Annotated in this window: 1 protein-coding gene (running past one end of the window); it reads right to left on the bottom strand. The window is 71.4% G+C overall.

Annotated elements, in window-relative coordinates; all coding sequences use genetic code 11:
- Positions 1–12,974 carry the 3' portion of a non-ribosomal peptide synthase/polyketide synthase gene (locus tag HG543_RS01250; protein ID WP_169342772.1) on the bottom strand. Its footprint extends 38,167 nt past the window's final position, so the window shows 12,974 of its 51,141 coding nt (coding positions 38,168–51,141); its start codon lies off the right edge, out of view; it ends in the stop codon at positions 1–3.

Here is a 12,974-nt window from a genome sequence, read left to right on the forward strand (position 1 = left end):
TCATGAGGCGTCGCGCTCCAAGGATTCCAGGTGTTTGGCGAGCCGTGCCGCCACGTGGGGGGCGTTGGGCGCGCTCAGCAGGGTGTAGTGGTCGCCCGGCACTTCATACACCGTCAGCGCGCCGGTGAGCCACGAACCCCAGCCCATGTCCTCGGTCCGGGGCATGCCGGCCTGGAGCGTGGCGGCCCGCAGGAGCACGGTGGGGCCCGTGTAGGTGCTGGCGGGCACGTAGGTGCGCTGGGCCTGGCTGAGCCGCTGGTGGACGCGGAAGAGGCGCTCGGCCGCGTCCAGCGTCAGGTCGGGCGCGCCGGACGGTGAGCGCCGCGCCTGCTCCAGCACGTGGGCCAGGGCCTCGCGGACGTCCATGTGCCGCAGCGCTTCCACGTCCAGCGGTATGTCCCGCCAGGACAACCCGAGCACCCGGCCGAAGCCCGCGAGCTGCGTGAGCGCGTCCGGCTCGGGGAGCGGCTCGCGCCGGGGCGCGAGGCTGTCGAGCAGGGCCAGCAGCTCCACCCGCTCGCCCGCGGCCTCGAGCAGGCGCGCCATCTCGTAGGCGACGAGTCCGCCGAAGGACCAGCCACCCAGCAGATACGGACCGTGCGGCTGCACGGCGCGAATCTGCGCGAGGTAGTCCCGCGCGAGCACCTCGACGGAGGCGGCGGGGAGCTCGCCTGCTTCCAGGCCGGAGACGGACAGGCCGTACACGGGACGGCGGGAACCGAGCAGGCGGACGAGCTCGGTGTAGCCCAGCACGCCGCCGCCGCCCCCGTGGACGAGGAACAGGGGCTGGCCCGTGGCCGGGCCGGAGTCCAGCCGCGTGAGGTTGGAGGTGGACCGGGAGGCTTCGTCGCGCTCCTCCAGCCGCCGCGCGAGGCGCTCCACGGTGGTGCCCTGGAAGAGGGCCGACACGGGCAGTGTGACGCCGGTGCGCTCGCGCAGCAGGGACATGAGGCGCACCGCGAGGAGCGAGTGGCCCCCGAGGGCGAAGAAGTCGTCGGTGACGCCGACCTTCTCCAGGAGGAGCACCTCGGCCCAGATGGCGGCCACGGTCTCCTCCATGGGCGTGCGCGGGGCCACGAACGCCGCGGTGGAAGCCGAGGCCTCGGGAACGGGCAGCGCCTTGCGGTCCACCTTGCCGTTGGGCGTCAGCGGCAGGGCCTCCAGCACGACGAAGGCGGAGGGCACCATGTGCTCGGGCAGCCGCTGCTTGAGCGCGGTCCGCAGCCCCTCGGCCTCCAGCGACACGCCCTGGGCGGGCACCGCGTACGCCACGAGCCGCTGGTCGCCCGGCCGGTCCTCGCGCACCAGCACCAGCGCCTGACGCACGCCGGACTGCGCGGAGAGCACGGCCTCGATTTCTCCCAGCTCGATGCGGAAGCCGCGCAGCTTCACCTGGAAGTCGGTGCGGCCGAGGTACTCCAGGGTGCCGTCGGCCAGCCAGCGCACGCGGTCGCCCGTGCGGTACAGCCGCCCGCCGGGCGTGGTGCCGAAGGTGTCGGGCACGAAGCGCTCGGCTGTCAGCTCCGGGCGGCCAAGGTAGCCGCGCGCAAGACCCACGCCGCCGATGAACAGCTCACCGGGCACGCCCACCGGCACCGGGCGCAGGTGCCCGTCCAACACGTACAGCCGCGTGTTGGACAGGGCCCGACCCAGCGGCGGACGCTGCCCGTCCGGCACGCACGTGTGCAGCGTGGCGATGACGGTGGACTCGGTGGGGCCGTAGGCATTGATGAAGTGGCGTCCGGGGGCCCACTTCGCCACCACCTCCGCCGTGCAGGCCTCGCCGCCGGAGATGAGGGTGCCCAGCGTCTCCAGCCCTTCCGTGGGCAGCAGCGCCAGCACGGAGGGCGGCAGCAGCACCGAGTCGATGGCCTGCCCGCGCAGCGTGTCCACCAGGGGCTGGCCGGGGAGCAGCTCCTCGCGCGGCGCGAGCACCAGCGTGGCGCCGTTGAGCAGCGCCAGCGTCACCTCGTACACGGCGGCGTCGAAGCTGAAGGACGCGAACTGGAGCACGCGCTGGCCGGGGCGCAGGCCCGTGGCGCGCGCCATGTGCTGCGCCAGGGCCGGCACGCCCCGGTGCGCCACCATGACGCCCTTGGGCCGGCCGGTGCTGCCGGAGGTGTAGATGACGTACGCCAGGTCCTCCGCCGAGCCCCGCCGCGTCGGCGCGGTGGCCGGGTGGCGGGCGAGCACGTCACCCGCGGTGTCCAGCGTCAGCACGTCGCCAGTGAAGGCCGGCAGCGTGTCGCGCAGGTGCGAGTGGGTGAGGAGCACCCGGGCGCCGCAGTCGTCGAGCATGTACGCCAGGCGCTCGCGCGGGTAGGCCGGGTCGAGCGGCACGTAGGCGCCGCCGGCCTTGAGCACGCCGAGCAGGCCCACGACGAGGTCGAACGAGCGCTCCATGCACAGCGCCACGCGCGTGTCGGCGTCCACGCCACGGCCGCGCAGCTCATGGGCGAGCTGGTTGGCGCGCGCGTCCAGCTCGCGGTAGCTCAGCACCCGCGCGCCGAAGCGCAGGGCCGGCGCATCGGGCGTCCTCGCGGCCTGGGCCTCGAACAGCTCGTGCACGAGGGCGCCATCCGGGAAGGGCACGGCCGTCTCGTTCCAGTCGCGCAGCAACTGGCGCTGCTCGTCCTCGCGCATCAGCGGCAGCTCGGACAGGCGCTGGTGCGGGTGGGCGGCGAGGGCCTCCAGCAGGACCCGCAGGTGGCCCGCCATGCGCGCGGCGGTGGAGGCGTCGAACAGGTCGGTGTTGTAGTTGAGCGAGCCGAACAGGCCGTCCGGGCTCGGCGTCATCGTCAGCGTCAGCTCGAACTTGGCGGCGTTCATCGACGCCGCCACCGAGGACAGCTTCAGCCCCGGCAGCGAGATGGAGGACGTGGGCAGGTTCTGCAGCGAGAACATGACCTGGAACAGCGGCGAGCGGCTCAGGTCGCGCTCGTGCTGGAGGACCTCCACGAGCTTCTCGAACGGCACCTCCTGGTGGGCGTAGGCGCCCAGCGTCGTCTCGCGCACGCGGTGCAGCAGCGTGGTGAAGGTGTCGGCGCCGGAGAAGTGGGCGCGCAGCGCGAGCGAGTTGACGAAGAAGCCGATGAGGCCCTCCGTCTCCGTGCGGTTGCGGCCGGCGATGGGCGAGCCGACGACGACGTCATCCTGCCCGGAGTAGCGGGAGAGCAGCGTCTGCCAGGCGGCCAGCAGCACCATGAAGAGGGTGGCGTCGTGCTGGCGGGCTAGCGCCTCCAGCCGCTGGCTCAGCTCGGCGGACAGCGTGAAGGGGTGCACCGCGCCGTGGAAGGTCTGCACGGCCGGGCGGGGCCTGTCGGTGGGCAGCTCCAGCGCCTGGGGCGCGTCGCCGAGCTGCTGCTTCCAGTAGCCGAGCTGCGCGTCGAGCACGTCCCCGCGCAGCCAGTCGCGCTGCCACACGGAGTAGTCGGCGTACTGCACCGGCAGCGGCGGCAGCTGGGGCGTCCGGCCGGAGGCGTGGGCCTCGTAGAGGGCGGCCAGCTCGCGGATGAGGATGCCCATCGACCAGCCGTCGGAGACGATGTGGTGCACGTTGAGCAGCAGCACATGGTCCTCCGGCGCCAGCCGCAGCAGCGAGGCGCGGAAGAGCGGTCCCCGGGTGAGGTCGAACGGGCGGACGCTCTCCTCGGCGGCCAGCCGCCGGGCCTCGGCCTCGCGCTGCTCGGGCGGCAGCACGCTCAGGTCCACCCCGGCCAGCGGGAAGGCCACCGCGGGGTGGATGACCTGCACGGGCTCGCCCTGGTTGGCGGCGAAGGTGGTGCGCAGCGACTCGTGGCGCTCGACGAGGGCGTGCAGGGCGCGCTCCAGGGCCGCCACGTCGAGCGCGCCGGTGAGGCGCACCGGCGAGGGCATGTTGTAGGCGGAGCCGCCGGGCTGGAGCTGGTCGATGAACCACAGCCGCTGCTGGGCGAAGGACAGCGGCACGGGGCCACCGTGCGTGCGGGCCACCAGGCTCGGCGCCTGGAGCGAGCCACCCGAGCGGGCGGTCTGGATGCGCGCGGCGAGGGCCGACACGGTGGGGGCCTCGAAGAGGGCGCGCAGGGGCAGCTCCACATCCAGCGTGGAGCGGATGCGGGAGATGACCTGCGTGGCCAGCAGGGAGTGGCCGCCCAGCTCGAAGAAGTGGTCCGTGGCGCCGACCCGCTGCACGCGCAGGACGTCCGCGAACAGCGCCGCCAGCTTCTCCTCGGTGGGCGTGCTCGGGGCGACGTAGGAGGCGGAGGACGAGGCCGGTGCCGCGTCGGGGACGGGCAGGGCCTTTCGGTCCACCTTGGCGTTGGTCGTGAGGGGCAGGGCGTCCAGCCGCACGAGGGCGGAGGGCACCATGTACTCGGGCAGCCGCTGCTTGAGGAACGCACGCAGCGCGGTGATGTCGAGCGACTCTGGAGCCGCGACGTAGCCGACCAGCCGCTTGTCGCCGGGGACGTCCTCGCGCACCAGGGCCACGGCGTGGCTCACGTCGGTGAAGGCGCGCAGCGCGGTCTCCACCTCGGCCAGCTCGATGCGGAAGCCGCGCAGCTTCACCTGGGTGTCGGCGCGGCCGACGAAGTCGAGCACGCCATCCGCGCGCCAGCGCACCAGGTCACCGGTGCGGTACAGGCGCGCACCCGGGATGCCGGAGAACGCATCGGGGACGAAGCGCTCGGCGGTGAGCGAGGGCTGGCCCACGTAGCCACGGGCCAGGCCATCGCCGCCGATGAACAGCTCGCCGATGACGCCCACCGGCGCGGGCTGGCCGTGGGCATCGAGGACGTACAGCCGCGTGCCGCCAATCGGCTTGCCGATGGGCACGGAGGTGTCCACCTGCTCCGGGCGCGTCACGGGGAAGGTGGTGGCGAAGACCGTCGTCTCGGTGGGGCCGTAGCAGTCGGTGACGGGGATGCGCAGCGTCTCCACGGCACGGCGCACGTGGGCCGGCGACACGACGTCACCGCCCGTCATGACGTGCTTGACGGAGGTGAACCCCGGAGGCGGGTTGTCCACGAGCTGGGTGAACAGGCCCGCGGTGGCCCACATCGTGGTGACACCCGAGGACTGGATGACCCGGCCCAGCTCCTCCAGCGAGGGCACCTGGGGAGGCATCACCACCAGCCGGGCACCGTGCAGCAGCGCGCCCCAGATTTCGAAGGTGGAGGCGTCGAAGGAGATGGGCGCGAGGTGGAGGAGGACTTCGTCGGGTCCGAAGCGCGCGTAGTCGACGCCGATGAGGGTGCGCAGCACGCCGCGGTGGGTGGTGCCGACGCCCTTGGGCCTGCCGGTGGAGCCGGAGGTGAAGTCGATGTACGCGAGGCTGTCGGGCAGCGCGGCCGAGGGAGGCGCGAACGCCGGTTGCGACTCCAGGGACACGTCCTCCAGCACCACGGTGGACAGGCCGTCCACGGGCAGCTTCGCCAGGAGCGCGCGAGAGCTGATGAGCACGCGAGGGCTGGCGTCTTCCACCATGGCCGCGAGGCGTTCGCGGGGGTACGACGGGTCGAGCGGGACGTAGGCGCCGCCGGCCTTGAGGATGGCGACGAGGGAGACCATCAGCTCCAGCGAGCGGTCCAGGGCGATGGCCACGCGCGAGTCGGTGGACACACCAAGGCCGCGCAGGTGCCAGGCGAGCTGGTTGGCGCGCGCATCGAGCTGCCGGTAGGTGAGTGTCTCGCCCCCGAACTCGACGGCGACGTTGCCGGGGGCGCGAGCGACGACCCGCGAGAAGACCTCGGGCAGGGTGGACTCGCGCGGGTACTCGGAGGTGGCGGTGCTCCACTCCGTCAGCACCTGCCGGCGCTCGGTCTCGGTGAGCATCGAGAGGGTGGCGAGCGGGGCCTCGGGCCGGGAGACGAGCGCCTCCACGAGCACGCGGAAGTGCTCCGCCATCCGCCGCGCGGTGGCCGGCGAGTACAGGTCGGTGTTGTAGCGCAGGGGGCCGCGGAAGCCGTCCTGCGACTCGGACAGGCTCAGCTCCAGCTCGAAGCGGACGGTGGGGTTGTCCACCGCCTCCAGGGGACGCAGCGACAGGGCCGGCTTCTGGGGTTGGGACGTGCCCTGCGCCGAGGCCGTGGGTGCGTTCTGCAGCGCGAAGATGACCTGGAAGAGCGGGCTGCGGCTCATGTCCCGGTTGGGCTGCAGCTCCTCCACCAGCCGCTCGAAAGGCACGTCCTGGTGCGCGTACGCGCCCAGCGCCATCTCCTTCACGCGGCGCAGGTGGTGGAGGAACGAGGACGTGTCCTCCACGCGGGCCCGCATCACCAGCGAGTTGACGAAGAAGCCGATGAGGCCCTCCGTCTCACCGCGCTGACGGCCGGCGATGGGCGAGCCGACAGCGATGTCCTGCTGACCGGAGTAGCGGGACAGCAGCACCTGGAAGGCGGCGAGCAGCGCCATGAAGGGCGTGGCGCCCTCCTGCTGGCACAGGGCCTTGAGCTTCTCCGAAGCGCTGGCGGACAAGGCCACGGGCACCTGAGCGCCGCGGAAGGTCTGCGCGGGAGGACGCGGCTTGTCGGTGGGAAGCTCCAGCGTGCTCAGCCCGGAGAGCTGCGTGCGCCACCAGCCGAGCTGCTCGTCGAGCACCGCGCCCTGCAGCCACGAGCGCTGCCAGACCGCGTAGTCCGCGTACTGGATGTCCAGCGGGCGCAGCGGGGACGGCCGTCCCTGGGCGAAGGCCTCGTAGAGCGCCCCCACCTCACGCACCAGCACGCCCGTGGACCAGCCGTCCGAGACGATGTGGTGCATGTTGAGCGCGAGCACGTGGTCGGTGGGGCTCAGCTTCAGCAGTTGTGAGCGAATCAGCGGACCGGTGGAGAGGTTGAAGGGCCGCAGCGTCTCCTCACGCAGGCGGCGCTCCAGCTCGGCGCGGGCCGCCTGGGGCTCCAGGCCACTGAGGTCCACCGTCTCCAGCGGCAGTGAGCCCGTGGGGGCGATGACCTGGAGGGGCTGGCCCTCCTGCTGGGTGAAGGTGGTGCGCAGCGCCTCGTGGCGCTGCACCAGCGCCTCGAAAGCGTGGCGCAGGGCATCCGAGTCCAGCACGCCCTCCATGCGCACGAAGGAGGGCATGTTGTAGGAGGCGCTGCCGGGCTGGAGCTGGTCGATGAACCACAGCCGCTGCTGGGCGAAGGACAGCGGCAGCGGTCCGGTGCGCGGCACGGGCACGATGGCGGGAGCCTGGGTGCCCGAACGAGAGGCGTCGATGCGCTCGGCGAGGGTGGCGACGGTGGGGGCCTCGAAGAGGGCACGCAGGGGCAGCTCGACATCCAGCGTGGAGCGGATGCGGGAGATGACCTGCGTGGCCAGCAGGGAGTGGCCGCCCAGCTCGAAGAAGTTGTCGTGGATGCCCACGCGCTGCACGCGGAGCACCTGGGCCCAGGCCGCCGCGAGCTTCTCCTCGGTGGGATTGCGCGGAGCGACGAAGGCGCGGGCGGAGGTCGCCGGAGCCGAGTCCGGAGCAGGCAGGGCCTTGCGGTCGACCTTGGCGTTGGAGGTGAGGGGCAGTGCGTCCAGCCGCACGAGGGCGGAGGGCACCATGTACTCGGGCAGCCGCTGCTTGAGGAAGGCGCGCAGGGCGCTGATGTCGAGGGACTCGGGAGCGGCGAGGTAGCCGACGAGGCGCTTGTCACCGGGGACGTCCTCGCGAACGAGGGCCACGGCCTGGGCCACGTCGGAGAAGGCCAGCAGGGCGGCTTCGACTTCAGCCAGCTCGATGCGGTAGCCACGCACCTTCACCTGGGCATCGGCGCGGCCGAGGAACTCCAGCACGCCGTCCTTGCGCCACCGGGCGAGGTCACCCGTGCGGTACAGGCGAGCACCGGGGATGCCACTGAACGCATCCGGGACGAAGCGCTCGGCGGTGAGGGCGGGCTGCTCCACGTAGCCGCGGGCGACGCCGTCACCACCGATGAACAGCTCACCCGTGACACCGACGGGCACCGGCTGGCCGGAAGAGTCCAGCAGGTACACGCGGGTGTTGCCGATGGGCTTGCCGATGGGAACGGAGGTGCCGACGTGGGCGACGTCCGTCATGCGGTGGCAGGAGGCGAAGAGCGTCGTCTCGGTAGGGCCGTAGCAGGCGGTGACGGGGATGCGCAGCTCTTCGAGGACGCGGCGCACGTGAGGCGCGCTGACGACGTCGCCACCGGTGAGCAGCTGCTTCACGCCACGGAGGGCCGCGAAGTTGTTGTCCACCACCTGCGTGAAGAGGCCCGAGGTGAGGTGGAGCGTGGTGACGCCGTGCTTCGTCAGCACGGACTCCAGCTCCTTCAGGTCGGAAGGCGAGTGAGGCGGGAACACCACCAGCCGCGCTCCGTGGAGCAACGGACCCCACAGCTCCAGGGTGGAGGCGTCGAAGGAGACGGGCGCGATGAGGAGGAAGGTTTCATCCGGGCCGAGGTGCGCGTAGTCGACACCGAAGACGGTGCGCAGGACGGCGGCCTGCGGGGTACCGACGCCCTTGGGCCGGCCGGTGGAGCCGGAGGTGAAGTCGATGTACGCAAGGCTCTGCGGCAGTGCGGAGGCCGGAGGTGTGGAAGTGGGCAGACCGTCCAGGGACACGTCCTCCAGCACCACGGTGGACAGCCCGTCCCCGGGCAATCCACGCGCGGCCGACAACGACGAGGAGGCCGGCTGCCCCGGAGAGGCCAACGTCTCGGCCACGGGCAGCTTCGCCCGCAGCGCGCGAGAGGTGACGAGCACGCGAGGACGCGCATCCTCCACCATGGCCGTCAGACGCTCACGGGGGTAGGACGGGTCGAGCGGGACGTAGGCGCCGCCGGCCTTGAGGATGGCGACCAGCGAGACAATCAGCTCCAGCGAGCGGTCCAGCGCGATGGCGACACGGGAGTCGGTGGACACACCGAGGCTCCGCAGGTGCCAGGCGAGCTGGTTGGCGCGCGCATCGAGCTGCCGATACGTGAGCTTCTCCTCGCCGAACTCGACGGCGATCTTCTCCGGGAAGCGAGCGACGACCTGCGAGAAGACCTCGGGCAGGGTGGAGCCGCGCGGGTACTCGGAGGTAGTGGCGTTCCAATCCACCAGCACCTGCTGACGCTCCGCCTGCGTGAGCATGGGCAGCGTCGCGAGGGGCGCGTCAGGCGTGGCGACGAGCGCTTCCACGAGCAGGAGGAAGTGCTCCGCCATGCGCTGCGCGGTGGAGTGCTCGAACAGGTCGATGTTGTAGCCCAGCGAGCCCCGGTATCCGTCGGGCAGCTCCGTCAGGTTGATCTGGAGCTCGAACTTGATGTTGGGGTTGTCCACTGCCTCCAGCGGGCGCAGCGACAGCGACGGCTTCCGCGCGGACTGGGAATCGCGCGCCGAAGGTATGGGGGTGTTCTGCAGGGCGAAGAAGACCTGGAACAGGGGGCTGCGGCTCATGTCGCGAGCCGGCTGCAACTCCTCCACCAGCCGCTCGAAGGGCACGTCCTGGTGCGCGTACGCGCCCAGCGCCGCTTCCTTCACCTGCCGCAGCAGGTCACGGAAGGAGCCACGTGTCTCCAACCGCGTGCGCATCACGAGCGTGTTGACGAAGAAGCCGATGAGGCCTTCCAGCTCACCGCGCTGGCGGCCCGCGATGGGCGAGCCGACGGTGATGTCCTGCTGGCCGGAGTAGCGAGACAGCAGCAACTGGAACGAGGCGAGCAGGGCCATGAAGGGCGTGGCGCCCTCCTGCTGGCACAGGGCCTTGATCCTCTCCGAAGCGGCGGTGGACAGGGCCACGGGTACCTGACCGCCACGGAAGGTCTGCACGGGAGGACGAGGCTTGTCGGTGGGAAGCTCCAGCGTGCTCAGCCCGGAGAGCTGCTGCTTCCAGTAGCCGATCTGCTCATCGAGCACCGCGCCCTGGAGCCACCCACGCTGCCAGACCGCGTAGTCCGCATACTGGAGCTGCAGGGGCGGCAGCGGGGACGGCTGGCTCTGAGAGAAAGCCTCGTAGAGCGCGCCCACCTCACGCACCAGTACGCCCATGGACCAGCCGTCCGAGACGATGTGGTGCATGTTGAGCGCCAGCACGTGGTCGGTGGGGCCCAACTTCAGCAGCTGCGCGCGCAGCAGCGGACCGGTGGAAAGGTTGAAGGGCCGCAGCACCTCCTCGCGCAGGCGGCGATTCAGCTCCGCTCGGGCGGCCTGGGGCTCCAGGCCACTGAGGTCCACCGTCTCCAGCGGCAGCGTGCCGATGGGAGCGACGACCTGGAGGGGCTGGCCTTCCTGCTGGGTGAAGGTGGTGCGCAGTGCCTCGTGGCGTTGCACCAGAGCGTCGAAGGCGCGGCGCAGCGCATCCGAGTCCAGCACGCCGTCCATGCGCACGAACGTGGGCATGTTGTAGGAGGCACTGCCGGGCTGGAGCTGGTCGATGAACCACAGGCGCTGCTGAGCGAAGGACAGCGGGAGGGCCTCGCCCGTGCGCGGCACGGGGACGATGGCCGGAGCCTGGGCACCCGGCGAGGCCGAGCGCGAGGACTCGATGCGCGAGGCGAGCGCGGCGACGGTGGGCGCTTCGAAGAGGGCGCGCAGGGGCAGCTCGACATCCAGCGTGGAGCGGATGCGGGAGATGACCTGGGTGGCCAGCAGCGAGTGACCGCCCATCTCGAAGAAGCTGTCGGTGACGCTGACCCGAGGCAGGCGCAGGATGGCGGAGAACAGCTCGGCCAGCTTCGCCTCCAGCGGGGTGCGCGGGTCGGTGTAGGGCTGAGCGCCGCGCAGGTCCGCCGCGTCAGGCATGGGCAGCAGGTTGCGAGCGAGCTTGCCGCTGGGGGTTAGCGGCAGGGCCTCCATCATGACGAAGGCGGAGGGCACCATGTACTCGGGCAGCCGCCGCTGGAGGAACGTGCGCAGGCTCTCCGCGTCCGGAGCGGTCGCGGCGTCACCCGGCACGACGTACGCCACGAGGCGCTTGTCGCCGGAGACGATCTCCTTGACCACGGCGGCGGTGTCCCGCACGCCGGGAGCGGAGCGGAGGACGGACTCCACCTCGCCCAGCTCCACGCGGAAGCCGCGCACCTTCACCTGACCGTCGAGGCGGCCGAGGAACTCCAGGTTACCGTCCGGCCGCCACTTCGCCGCGTCGCCGGAGCGGTACATGCGCGCGCCGGGCTCGGAGTTGAAGGGATTGGGCACGAAGGCCTTGGCCGTCAGGTCCGGCCGGTCCAGGTAGCCATGGGCCAGGTGCGTGCCGCCGACGTACACCTCGCCGGCCACGCCCACCGGGCAAGGCTGCCCGTAGGCGTCGAGCACATAGAGCTGCGTATGTGCCAACGGTGAGCCGACGCACGGCAGGCGGGGCCACGTGGACGGAGGGCCTTGCAGGCGGTAGGCGGAGACGACGTGCGCCTCGGAGGGGCCGAACTGGTTCTCCAGCACGCACCCGGGCAGCCTCTCGAAGAAGGCCACCAGCGCCGGAGTCACCTGGAGTTGCTCGCCCGCGGTGACGACTTCAGAGAGGGCACGGGGCAGCGTGGCGCCGTGGGAGACGGCGTCGGCCATGGCCTGGAGCGCGACGAAGGGCAGGAAGAGACGCTCCACGGCGTGCTGGTGCATGAAGTCCAGCAGGGCGGGGATGTCCTGACGCAGGCCGCCGGTGGGCAGCAGCACGGTGCCGCCCATCCACCAGGTGCTGAAGAGCTCCTGGAAGGAGACGTCGAAGTTGAGGGAGGCGAACTGGAGGGTGACGCCGGAGGGGTGGACGGACTGGGGGTTCTGCCAGGCGAGCAGGAAGCTGACGGCGCGGTGGGGCATGACGATGCCCTTGGGCCGCCCGGTGCTGCCGGAGGTGTAGACGAAGTAGCAGATGGCCTCGGGAGACAGCTCGCGGCCCGGGGGAACATGGGTGGGCTGGCGCGAGAGGGTGTCCGTCTCGGTGTCCACGCACACTCGCTGGGCGGGCGTGTCCTTGGGCAGTGACGAGAGCAGGTGGGACTGGGTGAGGACGACGGGAGCCTTGGCATCCTCCAGCATGAAGGCAAGGCGCTCGGCGGGGTAGTTGGGGTCCAGCGGCAGGTAGGCGGCGCCAGCCTTGAGCGTGGCGAGCACGGCCACGGTCATCTCCAGGCTCTTGTCCAGGCACAGACCGACAGTGCCACCCACGGGCACGCCAAGCTGCACCAGCCGATGCGCCATCTGATTGGCGCGCCTGTCCAGCTCGGCGTACGTGAGCGAGCGGGTGCCGTCAGTGACAGCGATCGCGTCGGGCGTGCGCGCGGCCTGAGCCTCGACGGGGCGATGCACCAGCACGGGCGTGTGGGGCACGCGCGAGGTGTCGTTGAAGCCTTCCAGGATGTGACGCCGCTCCTCCTCACCAAGCAGCGGAAGGCTCCAGAGCGGCTGGCTCGCATCGGCCACCACCGACTTCAACAGGTGGAGCAGGTGGTCGCCCATGCGGCGCACCGTCTCGGAGTCGAAGAGGTCGGTGTTGAACTCGAGGATGCCGCCGATGTCGTCGCCGAAGTCGCCGAGCAGCAGCGACAGGTCGAACTTCGACGTGGCGCTATCCACACCGAGAGGGCTCACGGCGCCAGCGCCGCTCGCGCCTTCCCGAGCCTGCTCGCGCGGAGTGTTCTGTAGGGCGAGCATCACCTGGAACAGCGGCGCGCGGCTGAGGTCGCGCTCCAGCTTCAGTTCTTCCACCAGCTTCTCGAAGGGGACGTCCTGGTGGGTGTAGGCGCCGAGCGTGGTCTCCTTCACCTGCGCGAGCAGCTCGCGGAAGCGCATCGTCGGAGCCAACCGCCCACGCAAGGCGAGCGTGTTGACGAAGAAGCCGACGAGGCCCTCCAGTTCGGTGCGCTGGCGGTTGGCGATGGGTGAGCCGATGACGATGTCGTCCTGGCCGGAGTAGCGCGATAGCAGCACCTGGAAGGAGGCCAGCAGGGCCATGTAGGGCGTGACGCCCTCGCGCTCGCACAGGGCGCGGAGCGCGGACGTGAGGTCCTCGCCCAGGCGCAGCGGGAGGGTGGCGCCCCGGTAGGTCATGACGGGCGGACGAG

Source organism: Pyxidicoccus fallax (genome assembly GCF_012933655.1).
In the GTDB taxonomy this organism is placed as follows: Bacteria; Myxococcota; Myxococcia; order Myxococcales; family Myxococcaceae; genus Myxococcus; species Myxococcus fallax.